Origin of the sequence: Lysinibacillus mangiferihumi (assembly GCF_003049665.1) — a bacterium.
In the GTDB taxonomy this organism is placed as follows: Bacteria; Bacillota; Bacilli; order Bacillales_A; family Planococcaceae; genus Lysinibacillus; species Lysinibacillus mangiferihumi.
On record NZ_PYWM01000011.1, the window covers coordinates 73154 to 94575 of the forward strand.

At 39.2% G+C, this 21422-nt stretch carries 15 protein-coding genes and 2 pseudogenes; 15 read left to right on the plus strand and 2 right to left on the minus strand.

The features are described 5' to 3' along the window. Window positions 1-122: 122 nt before the first annotated feature. The 8 genes from ftsE (at window position 123) to C9J37_RS12195 (ending at window position 7840) form a co-directional block, all read left to right on the plus strand. A complete protein-coding gene (gene ftsE / locus C9J37_RS12160) occupies window positions 123-809 on the plus strand; it encodes a cell division ATP-binding protein FtsE (RefSeq protein WP_069510615.1) in 687 nt (228 codons plus the stop codon). Beyond that, a complete protein-coding gene (gene ftsX, locus C9J37_RS12165) occupies window positions 799-1683 on the plus strand; it encodes a permease-like cell division protein FtsX (protein WP_025218659.1) in 885 nt (294 codons plus the stop codon). The genes ftsE and ftsX overlap by 11 nt, the downstream gene beginning before the upstream one ends. A 186-nt stretch (window positions 1684-1869) precedes the next feature. Next, entirely contained in the window at window positions 1870-3171 is a 1302-nt protein-coding gene (locus tag C9J37_RS12170; RefSeq protein WP_107895562.1) for a murein hydrolase activator EnvC family protein, read from the plus strand. Window positions 3172-3428: 257 nt separating this feature from the next. After that, window positions 3429-4049, plus strand: a complete 621-nt coding sequence (locus tag C9J37_RS12175; RefSeq protein WP_107895563.1) for a hypothetical protein — start codon at window positions 3429-3431, stop codon at window positions 4047-4049. Continuing rightward, the gene (locus C9J37_RS12180) at window positions 4046-4633 is read left to right on the plus strand and encodes a peroxiredoxin family protein (RefSeq protein WP_107895564.1); all 588 of its coding nucleotides are present in this window, start codon (window positions 4046-4048) and stop codon (window positions 4631-4633) included. Before C9J37_RS12175 ends, C9J37_RS12180 begins: the two co-directional genes overlap by 4 nt. Window positions 4634-4861: 228 nt before the next feature. Then, window positions 4862-6310, plus strand: a complete 1449-nt coding sequence (locus C9J37_RS12185; RefSeq protein WP_107895565.1) for a S41 family peptidase — start codon at window positions 4862-4864, stop codon at window positions 6308-6310. 124 nt (window positions 6311-6434) lie between these two features. Next, window positions 6435-7616: a PDZ domain-containing protein gene (locus tag C9J37_RS12190; RefSeq protein WP_107895616.1), complete on the plus strand. Its 1182-nt coding sequence runs from the start codon at window positions 6435-6437 to the stop codon at window positions 7614-7616. Continuing rightward, complete coding sequence (locus C9J37_RS12195; RefSeq protein WP_024362506.1) at window positions 7616-7840, plus strand: DUF2198 family protein; 225 nt, start codon at window positions 7616-7618, stop codon at window positions 7838-7840. Before C9J37_RS12190 ends, C9J37_RS12195 begins: the two co-directional genes overlap by 1 nt. A 155-nt stretch (window positions 7841-7995) precedes the next feature. Here C9J37_RS12195 and C9J37_RS12200 read toward each other — a convergent pair whose 3' ends face one another. Both C9J37_RS12200 and C9J37_RS12205 read right to left on the minus strand, forming a co-directional pair. Beyond that, window positions 7996-8322 carry a branched-chain amino acid transport AzlD family protein gene (locus C9J37_RS12200; protein ID WP_024362507.1) on the minus strand — a complete coding sequence of 109 codons (327 nt, stop codon included), beginning with the start codon at window positions 8320-8322 and terminating at the stop codon, window positions 7996-7998. After that, window positions 8319-9050, minus strand: coding sequence for an AzlC family ABC transporter permease (locus tag C9J37_RS12205; protein WP_107895566.1), 732 nt, complete (start codon window positions 9048-9050; stop codon window positions 8319-8321). The genes C9J37_RS12200 and C9J37_RS12205 overlap by 4 nt, the downstream gene beginning before the upstream one ends. 125 nt (window positions 9051-9175) lie before the next feature. Here C9J37_RS12205 and C9J37_RS12210 point away from each other — a divergent pair, with 125 nt between their 5' ends. The 7 genes and pseudogenes from C9J37_RS12210 to C9J37_RS12240 all read left to right on the plus strand — a co-directional run bounded on the left by C9J37_RS12210 (window position 9176) and on the right by C9J37_RS12240 (window position 21180). Next, window positions 9176-9727 carry a type II toxin-antitoxin system RelB family anti-toxin gene (locus C9J37_RS12210; protein WP_024362509.1) on the plus strand — a complete coding sequence of 184 codons (552 nt, stop codon included), beginning with the start codon at window positions 9176-9178 and terminating at the stop codon, window positions 9725-9727. Window positions 9728-9738: 11 nt separating this feature from the next. Continuing rightward, entirely contained in the window at window positions 9739-10362 is a 624-nt protein-coding gene (locus C9J37_RS12215) for a TVP38/TMEM64 family protein (RefSeq protein ID WP_107895567.1), read from the plus strand. A 169-nt stretch (window positions 10363-10531) separates the two neighbouring features. Beyond that, window positions 10532-14041: a helicase-exonuclease AddAB subunit AddB gene (gene addB, locus C9J37_RS12220; protein ID WP_107895568.1), complete on the plus strand. Its 3510-nt coding sequence runs from the start codon at window positions 10532-10534 to the stop codon at window positions 14039-14041. 1 nt (window position 14042) lies between these two features. Next, window positions 14043-15305, plus strand: a pseudogene (locus C9J37_RS12225) (UvrD-helicase domain-containing protein); the annotation flags it as partial. A 1068-nt stretch (window positions 15306-16373) separates the two neighbouring features. Continuing rightward, window positions 16374-18827, plus strand: a pseudogene (addA, locus tag C9J37_RS12230) (helicase-exonuclease AddAB subunit AddA); the annotation flags it as partial. Window positions 18828-18987: 160 nt separating this feature from the next. Then, on the plus strand, window positions 18988-20154 hold the full coding sequence (locus C9J37_RS12235; RefSeq protein ID WP_107895569.1) for a DUF418 domain-containing protein: 1167 nt from the start codon (window positions 18988-18990) through the stop codon (window positions 20152-20154). A 123-nt stretch (window positions 20155-20277) separates the two neighbouring features. Further along, on the plus strand, window positions 20278-21180 hold the full coding sequence (locus tag C9J37_RS12240; protein WP_107895570.1) for a fumarylacetoacetate hydrolase family protein: 903 nt from the start codon (window positions 20278-20280) through the stop codon (window positions 21178-21180). Window positions 21181-21422 lie beyond the last annotated feature (242 nt).

Here is a 21422-nt window from a genome sequence, read left to right on the forward strand (position 1 = left end):
TAAACTAGGAGAATATTCCAACGAATGAAATAAAACTGTAATAAAAAATCCTAGATTGAGTGCTATAATAGAAAAAAGAATACATCTTACATATATAAGAGGTTTAGGTGGTTTAAAAAATTATGATAGAAATGAAAAATGTGACAAAGAAGTACCCGAATGGTGTAGTTGCGACAAATGGCATTTCGGTTAATATAAAGCAAGGTGAGTTTGTCTATGTTGTTGGTCCAAGTGGTGCAGGTAAATCGACATTTATCAAGTTAATGTACCGCGAGGAAAAAGCAACTTCAGGTGAAATTACTGTTAATGGTATTGATTTGGGCAGTTTAAAAAATAAAAAGGTACCTTTTTTGCGTCGTCAACTTGGTGTGGTTTTTCAAGATTTTAAATTATTGCCAAGATTAAACGTCTATGAGAACGTAGCATTTGCTCTAGAGGTAATTGAAGAGGAGCCCGTAGAAATTCGTCGACGGGTTATGGAAGTGTTAGATCTTGTCGGCTTAAAACATAAGGCAAGAATGTTCCCAAATGAACTTTCTGGTGGTGAGCAGCAACGTGTCTCCATTGCACGTTCCATTGTCAATGTACCGAAAGTTGTGATTGCAGATGAACCAACAGGAAATCTAGATCCTGAGACATCTTGGGAGATTATGAATTTATTTGAAGAGATTAATGCACGGGGTACAACAATCGTAATGGCAACCCATAACCGTGAAATAGTGAACACTATTCGACGACGGGTTATAGCGATTGAAGGCGGTATGATTGTCCGTGATGAGCACGGAGGTGACTACGGCTATGAAATTTAATACGGTAAAACGCCATTTTCGAGAAAGCGTTAAATCACTTGGACGTAATAGCTGGATGACAATTGCTTCTGTCAGCGCAGTTACGGTGACTTTAATATTAGTAGGTGTATTCTCACTAATTATGATGAACTTAAACAAAGTTGCATCTGATTTAGAGAACGACGTAGAAATAAAAGTGTTAATCGACGAAACGGCAGATGAAGCTGCTGAAAAAGCGTTACTAGCAAAGATTAAAAAATTGCCAGATGTTGCGGAAATGACATATTCCACAAAAGAGGATGAATTGACAAAGTTAGTAAAAGATTTTGGGGATGACTTTAAGCTTTTTGAGCAAAGTAACCCGTTACGAAATGTCATTTATGTAAAGGCGGCAGATCCACAACAAACAGCAAAAGTTGCAAAGACAATTAATAAGTATGAATATACATACGATGTTAAGTACGGCGAAGGTAAAGTAGAAAAACTTTTCAACTTCCTAAATATTAGTCGTAATGTGGGTCTTGTGCTGATTTTAGGGTTATTGTTCACTGCGATTTTCTTAATCTCTAATACGATTCGTATTACGATTATCGCTCGTCGTGATGAAATAGAAATTATGAAATTAGTAGGGGCAACAAATTCATTCGTGCGTATTCCTTTCCTTTTAGAAGGTATGTGGCTTGGAATTTTAGGCTCTATTATTCCGATTGCGGTTGTCGCAACACTTTACCACAATGTTTATAAAATTATTGCACCTCGTTTACAAGGTGAGCTTGTGCAACTGTTAGATTTCTCACCACTTGTTTACCAAGTAAGTGCTCTGATACTTCTTATTGGTGTGTTAATTGGTATATGGGGAAGTTTCATGTCTGTACGTAAGTTTTTAAAAATTTAACTTGCTTTGTGGCAATAGTCATTAGTTTTGTCGGGTCAAATCGGATATAAACGGTGCAAAAAGATGTCACGGATTTCAAAAGCAGATTCTGCCGACGCGTAAACTTAGCTAAATTTGCACCACAATTTAAAGGCTTTTAAAACGGCAAAGTTTATGGGAATTAAATATCGAAGGGGAGTCCATTAGATGAAAAGTATAGCGAAAAACTCTATAAAAGCATTTGCGGCAACAACTGCACTACTTCTTTTTATCCAAACTCCATCAGCGTATGCAAATAGTTTATCGGATTTAAAAGAAGAGAAAAATCAAGTAGAAACAAAGAAAAATCAATTGAATTCTTCTATTAGTGGTAAAGAAAACGCCATTAATGCAAATAAAGAAAAGCAACAAAAACTATTAGATCAAATTCAAGCGTTAAACGCTGAAATCGACAAAACAAATAGTGATATTAAAAATATATTGGCTGAAATAAATGCTACCAATGATGAGATAAAAGCATTGGAAGGAACTATCGAAGAACTTCTTCGCAAAATTGAAGAGCGTGATTTATTGTTACAAGATCGTGCACGGGCAATTCAAGCTGGGGGCTCAGTTAGCTACTTAGATGTACTACTCGGTTCAAATAGTTTCGTAGACTTTATCGATCGCTTCTCTGCTGTCAATTCATTACTTGAGGCAGATCGTCAAATTATTCGCGATCAAAAACAAGATAAGCAAACTTTAGAAGAGCAAAAACAAGTTTTAGAGGGCAAACGCCAAAAGCTTGAAGAACAGAAAGCGAAGCTAGAAGGTTTAAAAGCATCATTAGATGGACAGAAAAAAGAGAAAAACACATTAGTTGATCAGCTAGAAAAAGAACAAGAGAAACTAAAGTCTGAAAAAGTATTACTTGAGAAAGAGTATTCAGAGGCACTGGAAATTAGTGCAGAATTACAGCAAAAAATCATTTCCGAGCAAAACCGTTTAGCGGAAATTGCTCGTCAACAAGAGGCAAAACGCAAAGCTGCAGCAGCAGCAGCTGCTGCTGCGGGGAACTCGGGTTCAAGCTCTGGTTCTACGGTGAATGCACCAGCATCAGAAGGTACTTGGATTAAGCCGACAAATGGTCGTTTAACATCACCGTATGGCTGGCGTAACCTTGGAGCCGGTCCAGAATTCCATTATGGCGTTGACCTTGCCAACAAAACAGGTACACCGATTTGGGCAGCTGCTGACGGAGTTGTATCCTATGCAGCACCACTTAGCTCTTACGGAAATGTTGTTATTTTAACGCACTCTATTGATGGACAAATTTATACAACGGTTTATGCACATCTAAGTGCCTTTAACGTTAGTGTAGGGGACGTAGTGAACCAAGGACAGCAAATTGCAGCAATGGGTAGTACAGGTCGTTCTACTGGCCCGCACTTGCATTTTGAAATTCATATCGGCTCTTGGCAAGGACAAGCAGTTGGTAGTGTGAATCCACTAAAATATATTCCATTATAATAATGAATTAACAGAGTCGTCTTATGTTAAGGCGGCTCTCTTTTTTATTTGCGTCAACTTTGTCCGAAAAAAGTGGACGGAAATTTATCTGTTAATTGCAATAAAATACGATATGGGGTATTTTAAAATAAAGTACTAATAAAATTAGCATTCTATCTATCCATAAGTAGTTTTTTGAACACAGTGTGAAATAACAGTTTTCGTAAAAGCATCTATGCTATTCTAAAAGAATCTATATTGATGGAGGATTTGTTTAGGTGATCAATACTGAGTGGTTTTCAATTCGTGCATTAACATTACCAGCAACAGCTGTCGCTTTATTACTAGCGTTTTTCATCGTATGGCTTATTTTGCGAATACAATTCCCGAAAATATGGTCAGGGGTATATGGGGATGCCATCTTTACTTTTATACTCGTTTGGAAATTTAGTCTTATTATTACGGACTTTCAATCTGTCGTTAATCAACCGCTAGCACTTCTTTACTTTAATGGCGGAACAGTTGGTGTGCTATTAGGGGTAGCTGCTATACTGTTACAATTTTGGCGGAAGCGTCAACAGCTACAATTTGATAATGAGGGTATAATGGCGTGTGGTTGGGCAATTATGTTAACGCAATCCATTTATCAATGGTTCGTGGTATTATTGAATGACAATCCACTTCAAAGCGAACTCATCACTTTAGTAGTGCTAAGCGTGCTAACGATTTTCATATTATGGAAAGTACCAACAACTAAGACAGCGTTATTCCTGTTTACAGTTGGCTATGGTATCGTAGCTGCATTACAGCCACTTGGCTTTTGGCAACCGGCTGTTGGGGTAAGCTTCCTACTACTTCTATTAGGTATAGGAATTCAACGAATGGGAGGAAAAGAATGAAAAAAAATATTGGGTTACTTATGGTCGTGTTGTTAATAGCTGCGATGATTGGTACATATGTTAAACAGCAAATTGATAAAGAGCGTGAAATTGAATCTGCATCCCTCGGTAAAGAAGTAGAAGAACGGACAGTTGGATTAAATAAAGGTGATATACCGCCAGATTTCACATTAACAAACTTAGATGGTGAAGAAGTGACGTTAAGTGAATTACGTGGAAAAAAAGTTGTACTCAATTTTTGGGCAACATGGTGTCCACCTTGTAAAGCTGAAATGCCGCATATGCAAAATTATTACGACCAATATGCCAAGGAAGATAATGTTGAAATACTAGCTGTCAACTTAACATCTGCTGAACGAGATGTCACAGCCGATGCTAAAATTGATACAGTCATGACGTTTAGAGATGGCTTTGAACTGACATTTCCTATTTTACTGGACCCAGAAAATGCAGCTGGTTCAGAATATCAAGTCATTACGATTCCTACAACGTATTTTATTGATTCAACGGGCACCATTCAGCAAGCGATAGAGGGGCCGATGAATTTAGAAATGTTAAAAAACACTGTAAATGCATTAGATTAAGTATGTGCGTGCCAGACACCCAAACAATTCTGAATTTTGTCAGAAGATTATTCAAAATAGCTAAGTAAAATACACGAAGACTTCTGCGGCTTACGTTGTGACCGTAGAAATCTTCGTGTTTTCTAATTGTTTGGGTGCCAGACACCTAAACAATTCTGAAAACCAAAACATTATTTTGTATGTTTGAAAAATATAATTCATACAGTAAAGAGACAGAGGAGGGAAGGTTTGCGCAAAATTACGGCAGGAGTCGGCGTACTTGTCAGCAGTTTATTGATAGGTAGTGGATTTTATTTTGACTGGTTTGATGGAGATGGAGCAGAGAAAAAAGTGCAAGTGACTGAGGTTGATTCGATTAATGAAGCATTACAATTAATCGAAAAAAAATCTGTGTATAGTACTAAAAAAGAAGAATTAGTAGAAGGGGCTCTGCGCGGTATGGCTGATGCTATTAAGGACCCGTATAGTACTTATTACACGAAGGAAGAAGCCGAGCAACATCGACAAATGCTAGCAGAAGAACGTGTTGGTATTGGTATTGAATTGACAGAAAACAAAGGAAAGTTCATTGTCGTATCACCTGTTCGTTCGTCGCCAGCAGAAAAGGCTGGGATGCGCTCTCTTGATGAAATTGTACAAGTTGATGGGGTAAAAGTAGATGGCAAAACAATGAGTGAATTAATGCATTTGATTCAAGGAGAAAAAGGAACAAAGATTACAATTGTTGTCTATCGTCCTAGCGAGGATAAACATATTAAAATGACGATGGAACGGGCTGCGATTTCCAATAAAACAGTAACGAGTGAGGTAGTCAAGATTGAGGATACGCCAATCGGCTATATTCAAATCTCGTTATTTGGAGAGAAGACAGCAAATGAATGGGTGACAGAAACGAGTAAATTACTACGCAAAGATATAGAAGGGCTTGTTGTTGATGTTCGTGATAATCCTGGAGGCTATTTACATAGCGTCGCAGCGCTACTAAGTACACTATTGGAAAATGGCAAAGTATTTGCTTATATGCAAAATGCAGAGGGTGCCATGGAACCATTAAAAACTGAATCGAAAAGCTTTGATGAAAAATATTTAAGTACGATGAATAAAATTCCGATTGTCATTATTCAAAATGGCGGAAGTGCATCTGCCAGTGAAGTGCTTAGTGGTGCGTTAAAGGGCTGGAATCGTGCTTCCATTGTCGGCGTTAAAAGCTTTGGTAAGGGCACAGTACAGGAATCTTGGTCTCTAGCCAATGGGGGAGAACTGAAACTATCAACAAATAAATGGCTGACGCCAAAACGTGAATGGATCCATGGGAAAGGAATTGAAGCTGGATTAGTGATTGAACAAAATGAATTATTTGCATTCCAATTGCATCCGTTAACAGGACAATTCAAAGTAGGCGATATGAGCGAAGAAATTGCTTATACGCAAAAAGCCTTGCAAAAGCTAGGTTATCAGATTGACCGATTAGATGGTTACTTAGATGAGACTACACAAGAGGCAGTAAAACTCTATCGCGAGCAACAAAAATTAGCGCAGCCTGATAATGATATGTATGTCGATTCTACCTTTTTCAATAGTTTAAATGGCACGTTAAAGGCTTATAAAGAAGATCGCCAAAATGACTTACAATTCCAAATGGCGACGAGCTTCCTGCTGCACAATATCGAACAATAGAAATACTCAAACTAATAAAAATGATGGGAAATACCAAGCTTTCGACCAGTTACTACTACGCAAGACAGTAGTCGTTTGATACAATGAATGCATAGTATTCATGATAGAAACGGCGGGTGTTCGTATGGTTAGTAATATATTAATAGAAATTGTAACAGCGATTGGCCGCTTTTTACTGAACCCAGTAGTTTATATTGCAATAGTAGTTGCTATCTTTTTAGGGTATAGACGTGTAAAGCAAGAGCGTAAATTTTTTAACAGACGTATTATTTGGGGTTGGACCGAGCTGATAGGGCAATGGAAACGAGGATGGCCTTACACCTTAGTCATTTCACTTATAAGTCTTGGTGTCGGGCTGACAGTACCCAAAGCATACTTATTGATTTTAACCGCTATAACTTTCCTTGGTCTCTTGTTATTTTTCATCAATGTATTGTCACCCATTTACACAATGGCAATGGCAACGTTAGCATTATGGGCAATGTACCAGTACAACTGGTCGTTCTCCTGGTGGAAGATCTCGTTGGAAGGCATTGATTTATTAGAAGGGGCTATTGTGACAATTACGATTTTAACAGGTCTAAGTGTAATAGTGGAAGGGATGTTAATTCGTCGTACTGCTAAACAAGTGATAACGCCTAGAATCGAAAATACGAAGCGCGGAATGCAAGCTATCGTATATCGCACAAGGAATGTTTGGGTGTTACCTATATTTTTTATCATACCAGGTAATAGTATTCCATCAGCATTGCCTTATTGGCCGCAATTTACATTGGGCGATAGTCACTTTGCACTCGTATTATTCCCAGTCGTTATTGGATTTTCAAAATTGTTAAGGAAAGAATTGCCTGTTGTTCAGTTGCCGAAAATAGGGCGCTCTGTCTTATTGTTAGGACAGCTGATTGTAATAGGTGGACTTGCATCATATTTTGAACCGTTAATTGGTTTAATAACGTTAGCGTTAGGAGTATTGATTCGGATTATTATTGCAGTTTATTATGCTTGGCAAGATAAAACAGAGTCATATGCGGTTGCACCAAGCACTAAGGGTGCGGTAATCGCTGCTGTGCTGCCTGATTCACCAGCAGAAAAAATGGGCTTACTTGCAGGGGAATGTATTCGTAAAGTAAACGGACGCACGATTACGACAGAAGTTGAGTTATATGAAGCTTTACAATTAAATGCTGCACATTGCCGTTTAGAGGTGTTAGATCGTAATAATGAAATTCGCCTAACGCAGCATGTTATTTACAGCAATGACCATTATCGAATTGGTTTATTGTTGGCGGAGCCGAAAGAACTATGATCGATTTATATGGGAAAATGATGCTAGCATTATTTTTACCAGCATTACTCGTGTTATTGTTTACTCGTATTACGTATAACCGCTATGTAGCGTTAAGTTTGGCTATTGCACTTATTGCCGCTTCAGTATATGCAGGTTATACTTCCCCGCCTATTATTTTTGTTGTTGATGCTTTTTCGTTAACGCTTGGCTTTTGGCTAGCGAGCAAAATGCACAAAAAATAAGGAGGGATGTGTTGCTGCCTTCACTATTAAAATCCGCTCCGATTTTGCGGGCACTGTGTAAGACGTAACTTTCCTAAAGAGGGTGGTTTCGTCTTACATCTTGTGCTATTTTCGCAAGCGTCTAAGCGGGTTTTTATAGTGAAAAGGCAAACATTTTACATGAAGAATCTGACGGAGGCCATGATAATAACACCTGCTACAACTGTAATCGATAAGCTTTTTGTGACAAGTGCAATGATAAGGGTAGGCACAAATGTAATAAAGACAGGCCAATCCAATGTAACGAAATTTTTACTTTCAGTATCCAATAAATTTTCAATAACAAGCGCACTGAGAATACAAACAGGAATGAAGCTTAGCCATTTTAAAACAACATCTGGTAGTTTCACACTACGTACGAACATAAATGGAATAATGCGTGGTAACCAAGTCACTAGTGCACAACCAATGATTAGCCACACCATCGAAGCTGTTGTCGTCATTTGTCTGTCACCACCCCAATCGTTGCGACGATAACAGTGGCAAGAAGCACTGCTAGATGCGAAGGAACGACGTATGATAAGCCATACATCATGACAACCATATAGCCAATTAACATCAGGTAATGCATAATTTTATGTTTGCCCACGCTACCAAGTTGTAGCACAAGTAGAGCAATAAACATGGCAATTAGTGCAAAGTCTAAGCCCCACTTTTCAGGATTAGCCACCCATTGTCCTAGAAAGGCACCTGCAATACAAGATAAAATCCAAAATGCATACGCTGTTATATTTAGACCATCCATCCAACGACCATATAATTTACCGTTTTGCATTTGTTTGGTTACGGCCACACCAAACGTTTCGTCTGTTAATAATGTACCGAATCCAACATTCCGAAGCATCGAATAGCGCGTAAAATGTGGAGCTAATGTTAAACTCATTAATAAGTGACGTAGATTTACGACAAAAATGGTTACAATGATAGCAGAGGTAGGACTGCTTGTTAACAAGAGTGCACAAAAAATAAATTGTGCAGAGCCTGCATAAACGAGTATTGTTAGTAATGCAATTTCTACTAAAGATAGGCCAGAAGCGGAACCTACAACCCCGAATGCCAGTCCTATACTAATATAACCGAGTAAAGTAGGTACACAATCTTTAACTCCTTGTATAAAGCTATCTTCGGAAGCAGTTGTTGGTTCATTATGAAGATCTGTTGTGCTTGTCATAAAAAGGTCATCCTTTCAAAAAAGTTTCCATGTATACTTAAAATAGAATAGTTAGAACATTCACACATGTTTATTAAAGTATACATATGTCTGATAAAATAAACAACAGGAAATGGTGAGTCGTAATGGAACAAATGAGTCGAAATTTAGCTTTCCAATTAAAGAAAATACGGCAACAACGCAGTGTAAGTTTAGATGATGTAGCGAAAGCAACGGGGGTTAGTAAGGCACAGCTTGCCCAAATTGAAAAAGGTGAAGCAAATCCTACTGTTTCAACGATTTGGAAAATAGCCGCAGGTTTACGCATCTCTTTTTCATCACTTTTACAGCCGCCGATTGCCCATTTTATGAAATTTAGCAGTAAAAATGCACCACATGTCGATGAAGACGAAGGGCGTTATCGGGTCTATTCCATTATTCCTTATGATCCTGAACGAGGTTGGGAATTTTATAAAGTGGAAATGGAGCCTGGTGCAAGGAGTAGGAGTGAAGCCCATACAGAAGGGGTAGAAGAAACGGTAACAGTGATTCATGGACAAGCTGTTATTTCGGCTGGGGTTATGCATGAAACGATAACCGAAGGGGAAACATTGGTATTTTCGGGACATCAAGCACATGAATATCAAAATATATCAGAAGAACTTACGGTTTTACATGTAATCTTGCAATATAAATAGAGGTGGCACTAGTGAATGAATGGTTTACTGTAGAAAATATGGAACATATTGCGGCACAATATCGAACACTTGGACCAATAATGGGGATATTACTACCCTTTTTAGAAGCGTTTTTACCTTTTTTACCATTGGTTGTGTTCGTCGTGGCGAATGCGAGTGCATTTGGGTTATGGATAGGGTTTTTGTTATCGTGGTTAGGTTCAGTAGCTGGTTCATATGCTGTTTTTTTGCTTGTCCGTCACTTTGGAAAGCATCCGAAGCTCCGTTTTGTAACAGGTAGTAAAAAGGTACAAAAGTTTATTAAATGGGTGGATATGAATGGTATTAGCCCATTGTTTGTCTTACTATGCTTTCCGTTTACGCCTTCTGTAATCGTGAATATAGTAGCGGGCTTATCACATATTCATAAAAAATACTATCTAATTGTTTTATTAGCCGGAAAATTCGTCATGATTTTTGGTATGAGTGTATTGGGCTATGATTTAAAATCGCTTATCACGAGTCCGGTAAGACTAATTAGTGCGGGAGTAGCTATCGTCTTACTATGGTGGATTGGCAAGCTAATGGAGAAGCGATTGAATGCTCGTGTAGAAAGAGATTTGAAACGTGTGCGAAAAATGACGAAAAATGAATAATCTTCTAGGCTGAATCTGCACATGCGGTCCCTTGTATCATGTAAAATGGTAGGAGGGTCTTTTTATTTCATTTCTTTAGTCGTTTTATATTGGCGATTACTAGGGGAAACGCTCACTGCAAGTTTCTGAAGCTAGAATTTAATTTTTTAATGAAAAGGGGGAAGCGTGAATGACATTACGAATTGTATCAGGACGTGCAGGTACCGGAAAATCGGCTTATATTCATAGAGAAATAGTCGAACAATTAAATACCGATCCATTAGGTCACCCTATTTTTATCATTGTCCCTGACCAAATGTCTTATTCAACTGAATATGAACTGACAAATAGACATGGCTTGCACGGGCTCATACGTGCACAAGTGATGACGTTTAAACGCTTAGCTTGGCTTGTACTTCAAGAAACAGGGGGTATTGCTCGCCAAGAAGTAAATGGCTATGGTTATCGAATGCTTATTCGAAAATTGCTAGAAGAGCAGAAGAGTGATTTTTCGTTATTTCGACAAGCAGCTGGTAAGCGTGGCTTTACAGAGGAAATTGAAACGTTGTTACGCGAATTTAGCCGTTATAGCGTGAACAGTTCGGTTTTAGGTGATGTAACTGCTTCTTTAAAGGCGATTGATGCACCTCATACACTACAGGCGAAAATCAATGATTTATACATTGTTTTACAAGCATTAGAAGCTCGGCTCGGTACAACTTATGTCGATAGTGAAGGCTATTACCCGATTTTAACCGAGCACTTAAAATTTTCTGAGACGATGAAACAGGCAACAATTTATATAGATGGCTTTACTGCCTTTACTGTAAGAGAGCTAGAGCTTGTAAAAGAATTACTAAAGGTGACGAAGCAAGTAACGGTTGTACTACCGTATGATCATATGGAAGAAGCCAAGGATGAGCAGGCATTATTCAATGAAGCGGCCACTACAAGTCAACGCTTGCATGATATAGCATATGACAATGGCATTGAAGTCGAAGCACCGTTGCATTTTATCAAAACCCATCGATTTCAGTCAAAAGACTTACAGCATGTAGAAGCAACATTTGCGGATATAGTGCCCCAAACAGAAAAATCCACAGGTGATGTGAAAGTTTTTGAAGCCTCAAATCGTCGGGCTGAAATCCATGCCATTGCCCGGGAAATAACGAAGCTGACTAGGCAGGAGGGCTATCGTTACCAAGATATAGTGTTGCTGTATAGACAAGCAGATGTATACGATCCACTAATTTCAACAATTTTCCAGCAATACGACATTCCTATTTTTGTGAATACAAAAAAAACGATGCTTCACCACCCGTTAATTGAATTTAGTCGATCTGCATTGGAAGTTGTTATTTCAAATTGGAAATATGAACCGCTTTTCAGAAGTGTGAAAACTGATTTATTTTTCCCGTTACATGCTGAAAACAGTGTTTGGCGTGAACGGGCCGACCGTCTAGAAAATTACTGTTTAGCGCAAGGAATTTACGGAGAGCGTTGGTTTGACGAAGCTCGTTGGTTTTATAAGAAATATCGGGGGCTTGAATTCCATTCTCGTGTGCAAACAGACGAAGAACGTGCGATGCAGACAGAAATTGAGGCCATTCGCGACGAAATTCGCACACCATTAAAAGCGTTACAGGACAAGCTTATACTGGCCAAAACGGGTAGAGATGTGGCAACAGCGTTATTTGAGCTAGTAGAAGAAGTGCAAGTATATGACAAGCTTCAAATCATGAAAGATCGTGAATTGGATAGAGGAGAGGCGTTAGCCGCAAGTGAGCATGATCAAGCGTGGAAAGAATGGATCGCCGTACTCGATCAGTTTGTTTACATGTTTGGTGAGCAAGAAATGTCGGTACAGGAAGCGGCAAAGATTTTAGATGAAGGTTTTGATACATTAGAATTCGCTCGTATTCCTCCAACTTTAGATGAAGTGATGGTGGCAACGGTCGATTTAGCGCGCCTATCGCACATAAAAGTTGCCTTTGTTCTAGGAATGAACGATGGCGTCTATCCTACACGTCTGGATTATGAAGGTCTTTTGTCTGATGTAGAACGTGAATGGTTTACGCATATTGGCTATGAATTAGCACCGACATCTAAAAATCGGCTATTACAGGAAAACTATTTATTGTATCGTGCCATAACTACACCATCTGACAAGCTCTATTTGACTTATCCGACGGCAGATGAAGAGGGGAAAGCTTTAATATCCTCGTTATATATAAAGAAAATTATAGGAAATGAAAAAACGGCAGGTCTTTTAAGTGGGGTAAACGTCGAGCGTGTTGTCATTGATCCGATAGAATTACTTGATGATAATGTATTGCCTTATATTCGCCATCCTCGTACAGCGTTAGCTCATTTAATGCTGCAATTAAGGCAAGCGGAGCATAGTCGTGAACTTGCACCAGAATGGGTTGCTTTACAAAAATATTATGAACAAGATCCATACTGGGCATTAATTTTACGTCGCCTGATGCATCCAATGACACATAAAAATGAGGCAGAACCGCTAGAAGGTTATATTACACAAGAATTATATGGTCGCAAGCTCACTTCAAGTGTGTCACGTATAGAAAAATACTTCCGTTGTCCGTTTTCTCACTTCACGACGTATGGGCTTCGTTTAGAGGAACGAGCAGAATATCGTTTAGAGACATTTGCAATGGGTGATTTGTTCCATGAAGCATTGAAATGGATTACCGAAGAGACGCACCGTTTACAACTGTCGTGGATTCGTTTATCAAAACAGCAAATTCAACAACTTGCACGACAGGCAGTAGAGCAAATTGTGCCCGTTTTCTCTCACCAAATTTTATTATCTAGTGCACGTTATCGTTATATTCAACGTAAGCTGATTCGCATTGTAGAGCGCACGATGATGGCACTGACACAGCATGCCAATGTGTCACACTTTAAACCAATTGCTATTGAAGCATCATTCGGACCAGGGCAGCATGAACAGCTACCGCCATTGGAAATTGATTTGCAAGGTGGCAAAAAAATGTACATGCGCGGTCGTATTGACCGTGTGGATAGTGCATCGATTGATGATCGCTCGTATTTACGAATAGTCGATTATAAATCGTCTGCTCGTGACTTAGATTTAAATGAAGTGTATCATGGCCTATCATTGCAGGTGCTAACATATTTAGATGTAGCGATGGAGAATGCATCCTATTGGTTATCTGGCGATGCAGAGCCTGCTGGTGTGCTTTATGTCCATGTCCATAATCCGATGTTAAAACTGGATAAGGACTTGAGTGACAGTGAGATTGAAGAAGATCGCTTAAAGCAATACAAAATGAAGGGACTTTTAACTGAAAATCCTGAGGCTATTTACTCGATGGATGAGCAGCTAGAGGAAGCGAGCGGGCATTCGCAAATTATTCCAGTTTATATGAAAAAGGATGGTACCCCTTCTGAATCACAATCACGCATCGTGCCCGTTAATGATATGAAAAATCTCCAGCATTTTGTCCGCCGTAAGCATCAAGAGGCTGGCAACGGCATTTTAGCAGGGGATACGGCTATAAGCCCTTATAAGCTAAAAGCAAAAACAGCGTGTGATTACTGTCAATTTGCAGCAGTATGCCAATTTGACCCATCTGATGGCAAACAAAGTTATCGTCAGCTACAGCAAGTAAAGCCAGTAGAAGTTGTCGAAAAAATTCGCAAGGAGATGAACTAACATGATGCAGCAAATACCTGTCAAGCCAGCGAATGTCACTTGGACTGATGATCAGTGGAAAGCGATTTATGCAAGTGGGCAAGATACGCTTGTTTCAGCAGCTGCAGGCTCTGGTAAAACGGCGGTCCTGATTAATCGCATGATTGAAAAGGTTGTGGCAACAGAAAATCCAATGAATGTGGATGAACTTCTTGTCGTAACGTTTACGAATGCTTCCGCAGCTGAAATGCGTCATCGTATGGCAGAGGCGCTTGAAAAAGCAATTGCAGCAAATCCGACGTCGAGCCATTTGCGACGTCAGTTAAGCCTAGTCAATAAAGCGCAAATTTCGACATTGCATTCCTTTTGTTTAGCGATTGTTAAGCAGTATGCTTATTTGCTCGATATAGACCCAGGTTTCCGAATTGCTAATGAGGCAGAAATCGCCTTGCTCCGAGATGATATATTAGCTGACGTGCTAGAATCTGCCTATGATACAGATGACGAAGCGCGAATTCATGCAATCTATCAACTTGTCGATAGTTTTACATCAGATCGTGATGATCAAGCGATTGAAACATTAATAAGTAAGCTTTATGATACGTCGCGTGTCCATGCTGAACCACAAAAATGGTTAACGAGCTTACCAGAAACCTATCAGCTAGCGGACGATGTGACAATAGACGATTTAGATTTATCTAAATATGTGAAGTTAACTGTAAAACATAGCCTTGAAGAAGCATTCGTTCTTATTTCTGAAATGCGTGCGATAACGCTTCAGCCAGATGGACCGGCTCCATATGCTGAAACCGCTGAAATTGATTTTGCAATGATTCAGGAAGGGATTCGTATCAGTCAAGAGGGCACATGGCAACAGCTATTTGATTATTTTTCAACAGTCAAGTGGTCGACATTAAAACGGGTATCCAAGGATGCTTTAGTCGATGTGGAGCTTCAAGAGCTAGCGAAGAAAAAGCGTGAGGCTGCTAAAAAAATAATGAATAAGTTGAAAGATACTTATTTTGTTCGTACACCTGCACGTTTGCTGGAAGAAATTAGATTGATGGCGCCAACGATTGCAACATTAGTTGACTTGACGTCTATTTTTAGCCAGCAATTCCGTCTTGCCAAATTAGAGCGAGGTATTATCGATTTCTCCGACTTAGAGCATTATGCCCTGCAAATCTTAACGGAAGAGGTAGAGGGAGAATTACAACCATCGCCTGTTGCGTTCGATTTACAAAGACGTTTTAAAGAAGTGCTGGTGGATGAATACCAAGATAGTGCGACACGTTGCTAATTGAAAAGATTAGCCACTAGCATCATTTCGCTAGGAGAACTAAGAAATCAGATGAGTCTAATGATGAGGTAACGCTCTGAAAGGCTCGACCTAATCCTCCGAATAGCATTGTCGCGTGCAATCGTGATGATGTTATAAGCTCGGTGAAGTCAGTTGAACATCCTCCTAATCGAAAGAAGGAAAGCGGGATAGAGGTACTCTGTGGGATGGATAGACTGGGGTTCTATAAAAATACTCATGGTTAGAATGTAGGGAACAAAACTTCCTACTGACGAAATTCCGAATGTACGGCTCTAGAGGTATAGGTATTCGAAAGGGTACACCAACTTATTGTTGGGTTAGTGAGGTGGAGTAAAATTTGTCTTTATGAAACACCTTATAGTGTTACAGGCACTATCCAGCTAACAGGGTTAGAGGAATGACCTAAAAGTATTATATGTACAGATATGATTTCTTGGAACGTGGTAAGCTGGCTACGTGGAGAGATTGCACTCGTTGAAGCGGTATGAGGGAAAGCGTCTATAGTATAACCTCATTTTAAGCACAGTGAAAGTGATGGCACAGTACCAGTGAAGCCGTGATAATAAGCGGTTGAGGGATAGCCATTAGTCAATTTATGAATAACTAAAACATTACTTTATACTATCAGGTTCTCGTATGACTAAAAGAAATGCAATCGCCAAAAGAAGTACTAAAGTGGTGAGAGTATTGACTGAAACAGCAAACAAGAAAGTTTTAAAACGACAGTCCTTACGAAACAATGAATTACGACATGAAACTAACCTTAGATGACCTTTACAAAGCAAGTCAAATGAACAAACGCTTTAAAAATCTGTATGAATTGATTATTCGTAGAGAAAATATTATACCTTCAAATGTTAGAGTTAACAAAACAAAGTTTGGACAAAGTAAATAAACTTCGTGTTAAAGCTGGAAATAAAGTATTAGTTTAAAGATTCATAATTGATGGAACGCCGTATGAGGGGAAACCCTCACGTACGGTGTGAATGGGGGGAAAAGCTGGAGATGATTTCAAAGGCTTACCTATCCATATCGAATATGCTACAAGAAACCATTTTACAATTGGTCAAGCTAGGCGATGAGCACGATGGCAACCTTTTTATGGTTGGTGACGTAAAACAAAGTATCTATCGCTTCCGTTTAGCGGAACCCAAACTTTTTATGCGAAAGTATGGGGAGTTTGTAGAAAATCCTGATACGACGGGGATGCGCATCGATTTGAATGCCAATTTCCGTAGTCGTAGTGAAGTTTTAAACGCAACCAACTTTGTGTTTGCACAAATTATGGATGAACGTGTCGGTGAAATACACTATGATGACAATGCTTCATTGAAGCCAGCAGCGCCGTATGATGCTAAAGAGGTACCTGTTGAGCTCGTGATTTTACATCCGCCAGAGGAACAGGCAGCGGATGAAGAAATAGAAGAAAGTGTAAGTGAAGCATCGGAGCTTGAGGAACTGAAGAAATCACAATATGAGGCACGTTTTATAATTGATCGCATTCGACAATTGATGGAAGAGGGAACAACGGTATACGATACGAAAACGGCAACAGAACGTCCTTTAAAATACAGTGATATTGTCATTTTAATGCGCTCTATGACGTGGTCTACAGATTTGGTAGAGGAATTTAAGTTGGCAGGCATTCCTCTTTATGCAGAGTCATCTAAAGGTTATTTCGATGCCTTAGAAGTGATGATTATGCTGAACACACTAAAAGTTGTCGATAATCCATATCAAGATATACCATTAGCTTCTGTATTACGTGCACCGTTTGTTGGCTTAACAGAAAACGAGCTCGCAAAAATTCGTTTAGCAGATACTAAAACACCGTTTTATGATGCATTAAGGCAATTTATACGCAGTGAAGGACATGGTGTGCAATCCGAAACATTTGAGAAGCTTCAACGTTTTATGTTGGCATTTGAAAACTGGCGAGATTTAGCACGTCGTGGCTCTTTGTCGGATTTAATTTGGAAAATTTACTTGGATACACATTATTATGAAATGGTTGGTGCCATGCCGAATGGTAAACAACGACAGGCAAATTTACGCATTTTACATGATCGAGCATTAATGTATGAAAAGACGGCGTTTCGAGGGCTGTTCCGCTTTTTACGCTTTATCGATAGAATGCGCACGCGTGGCGATGATTTAGGAACAGCAAAGTCGATTGGTGAAAAAGACGATGTAGTGAGACTGGTAACAATTCACTCATCCAAAGGTTTAGAGTACCCAGTTGTTTTTGTTGCAGGAATGGGACGACCTTTTAACAAAATGGACTTCCACAATCCGTATTTATTTGACCAAGATTATGGGCTTGCAGTTAAAGCAATTGACCCTGAAAATCGGATTACCTATACTTCTTTGCCATTTCTAGCGATGAAGGAGAAAAAGGAGCTTGAGATGAGAGCCGAAGAAATGCGGGTGTTGTACGTAGCAATGACGCGTGCAAAGGAACGACTTATTTTAATTGGCTCCGTAAAAAATTGGGATAAAACACTTGATTCCTGGCAGGACGCGCAAAACTTGCCTGTGGATGCTCCTTTGCAAGATTATTTACGCGCGCGTGCAAATAGTTATTTTGACTGGGTTGGGCCAGCTGTTGCGAGACATGCTGATTTTGCAGCTATTACAAATTCTTCGTATAAAGCAAGACAAGATCTCTCGCATTGGTGGGTAAGAGCCATTTCAACACATCATTTTATGTATGAAACGCAAGCGTTAGATGAAGACGTGCAACAGATGTTCACAACGCCAGAGGACACAGCTCTACTTGCAGAAATTACAGCTCGCTTCCAAGCCCAATATGCATACCAAAAATCGACACAGAAGCGTTCGAAAACATCTGTTAGTGAAATTAAACGTCTAGAAAGCTTACAACGTCTAGAGGAGCCAGAATACTATTTTACCGCTCCTAAAAAGAACAAGGCTACGATTGCCCCACGACCAACCTTTTTACAGGATAAGCAGCTTACAGGTGCGGAAATGGGGACAGCCATTCATACGGTCATGCAACATGTACCACAATGTGGCTTTAGCACAGTACAAGAAGTGGAGCAATTTGTCACTGAGTTAGTGGTAAAACAACTGCTAACCGAGGCAGAGAGCAAGATTGTTCCGTGTGAGAAAATTTACCGTTTCTTTACAACCGATATTGGACAACGTTTTAAAAATGCCAAGCAAATTCGAAGAGAAATGCCATTTACGATAAGCCGCGTGGATGAGGATGGCGACGCTCAAATTGTGCAAGGGATTGTCGATTGCTTGTTTGAGGATGTCTACGGTAACTGGATATTACTTGATTATAAAACCGACCGCATTGGGCGGCAATTTGCAGAGGAGCCGGCGTTATCGAAGGAACTTTTAGGTCGCTATGGGGTGCAACTACGTGTTTATAGCGAGGCACTTGAGTCTATTTTACACATACAAGTGTATGAGAAAGTGTTGTATTTATTTGATATTGAGCAGGCCATTTATGCTTAGGGTCACTATCCTTTGCCTGTAAAATGAAGTATTCCTTTCAGCAACGTTAAAAACAATAGGCAAACTTCTGCGTGGAAAGTAAGCTTTATCGAAGTTTACTGGAAGCGCAGAAGGGTGCGCATTGTAGTTTAACGACTTAGAAAGAAGAGGAGGCTATTGTGTGAATTTGAAACCGACGATGTTGCAGGAACGAATCGCAACATTAGATATTTTACGTGGAATTAGCTTGCTAGGTATACTAGTCGTTAATATGTATGCCTTTTATTTGCCGATGCCACACATTGATTTAGCGTCATGGTTTACGACACCGTCAGATATTGTTTGGCAGCAAAATTTAGATATTTATGTGCAAAGCAGTTTTTACCCTTTATTTTCCTTATTATTTGGTTATGGATTAGCGTTACAATGGCAAAAAGCCCAAAGTCGTGAACAAAACTTTTATGGAACAGGACTCCGAAGGTTAACTGTTTTATTTATGTTCGGTTTGCTACATGCGCTCCTTATTTGGTGGGGAGATATTTTAATGATGTATGCCTTCTGCGGCGTTTTTCTGCTGTTGCTTTTGCGTTTACATCCAATATGGCTATTAGTAACTGGTATTGTTATCAATGGATTTATGCATGTTTTTATGTTGCTTGTAGTAGGTTATATTAGCTTTAATACGGAGATTGAAACGTACTTAGATATTACTGGGGTGGAAAAGGCAATCACAGCCTACGGCACAGGTAGTTGGATGGATGCCTTTTTACAGCGCTTATCTGACTTATCTATTCAAGCGGGAATCGGGATGTGGATTGCGTCATTATTTACGATATTACCGTATATGCTAATAGGTGCAGCTGCCTCCAAATGGCATTTAGTAGAACGTGCAAAAGAGCTGAAATGGCTGTGGCTAGCACTTACGATAGCTGGGTTGGCACTTGGTATATTCTTGAAAAGTGTACCTATCCTATTTACACGTACGTATTTACTTGATTATATAAAGGTCTATATCGGTGGGCCGATTTTATCAGTTGGCTATACTGGCCTTGTTGTTTTACTTTGTCTGATTCCAGTAATACCAAAAATACTTAGTCCTTTTGCAAAAATTGGTCGCATGTCGTTAACGATGTACATATTGCAATCCATTATTGGCACATTTATATTTTATCAATTTGGATTAGGTTGGTATGGGAAAGTAAGTGTTGCTACAGGTGTGTTAATTGCTATCGGTATTATTGTCGTGCAAATGATTTTAGCAGAAATTTGGCTTACAAAATGGAAGCAAGGCCCATTAGAAGCAATTTGGCGTAAGTTAACATATAAGACGAAAACCGAATCAAGCTGAATTTTGTGCGTAACATGCTTAATTAATAGAGAATTAGCAACATTAAAAATTGTTATCGTAAAAGTAAGGTAATTTATATCATATTGTTGTATCATGTAGAAAAAAGAAGGAGCTCTTAAAATCATGAAAATTTTATCATTTAAATTAGGTGGACATGTAAGTTTTGGACCAAAAGTAAAAAAAGAAGAAGCGGTATGGGATGTACTCGCTATTCAAAACGAATTACAAGTTCTCCCTTCTTTTTCAAGTTCAATTGTTGAGGGCATTGCATTAGGCTTCGATTTTGTTGAACAAATTCGTAAATTAGTAGAAGCAGCGGAAAAATCAGATCGTGCGAATAGCTTCAAGCGTGAATTTACAGTGATTGAATGGTTATCTCCAATTCCGCGCACACCAAAAAATATTATGTGTATTGGCAAAAACTATGATGAGCATGCAAAAGAAATGGGTGCAGAAGCAGCACCAATCGATTTAATGGTATTTACAAAATCGCCAACTGCTATTGCGGCTGATGGTCAAACACTATCAATCCATGCAGATCTTTCTTCAAAAATGGATTATGAAGGGGAACTTGCAGTAGTCATTGGTAAACGTGGGAAAAACATTCCGAAAAACTTAGCCTTTGACTATGTATTTGGCTACACAATTGCGAATGATATTACAGCACGTGACCTTCAAGATAAACATAAACAATTTTTCTTAGGTAAAAGCCTAGAAGGCACATGCCCATTAGGACCATACCTTGTAACAAAAGATGAAATTCCAAATCCACAAGAGTTAACAGTTGTTACAAAAGTAAATGATGAAGTACGTCAAAATGGTACAACGAAAGATATGATGTTTACTGTCGAATCTCTCGTATCGATTTTATCGCAACATGTAACGCTAGAGCCAGGTGATGTGATTTTAACGGGTACACCAGCAGGCGTTGGTAAAGGCATGAACCCACCGCAATATTTAAAAGCGGGTGATACCGTGAAAGTATCCATTCAAGGTATCGGTACGTTAGTTAATCATTTTGAATAATATAGCTAGTCCGCGTGAGTGTAAGCTCCGCGGATTTTTTAATTTGACTCAGCGGAGCTCATCACTTTTCTAAGGTGGACGGAATAGCAAATAACTAACAGAAAGCTCCCTTAAATCAAGCACTGGTAGCTGTCATAGATTTTTTTATTAAGCAAGTTCGAAAGTCTGGAATCCATGACGTTTAGACGTAAATTCATTCAATTTTGTGAACACAACTTGTAATATTTGAAACCATTACCACT

Coding starts and splice junctions, on each gene's coding strand:
- ftsE (WP_069510615.1), top strand. CDS start 123: ATGATAGAAATGAAAAATGTGACAAAGAAGTACCCGAATGGTGTAGTT.
- ftsX (WP_025218659.1), top strand. CDS start 799: ATGAAATTTAATACGGTAAAACGCCATTTTCGAGAAAGCGTTAAATCA.
- C9J37_RS12170 (WP_107895562.1), top strand. CDS start 1,870: ATGAAAAGTATAGCGAAAAACTCTATAAAAGCATTTGCGGCAACAACT.
- C9J37_RS12180 (WP_107895564.1), top strand. CDS start 4,046: ATGAAAAAAAATATTGGGTTACTTATGGTCGTGTTGTTAATAGCTGCG.
- C9J37_RS12190 (WP_107895616.1), top strand. CDS start 6,435: ATGGTTAGTAATATATTAATAGAAATTGTAACAGCGATTGGCCGCTTT.
- C9J37_RS12200 (WP_024362507.1), bottom strand. CDS start 8,322: ATGACGACAACAGCTTCGATGGTGTGGCTAATCATTGGTTGTGCACTA.
- C9J37_RS12205 (WP_107895566.1), bottom strand. CDS start 9,050: ATGACAAGCACAACAGATCTTCATAATGAACCAACAACTGCTTCCGAA.
- C9J37_RS12210 (WP_024362509.1), top strand. CDS start 9,176: ATGGAACAAATGAGTCGAAATTTAGCTTTCCAATTAAAGAAAATACGG.
- addB (WP_107895568.1), top strand. CDS start 10,532: ATGACATTACGAATTGTATCAGGACGTGCAGGTACCGGAAAATCGGCT.
- C9J37_RS12240 (WP_107895570.1), top strand. CDS start 20,278: ATGAAAATTTTATCATTTAAATTAGGTGGACATGTAAGTTTTGGACCA.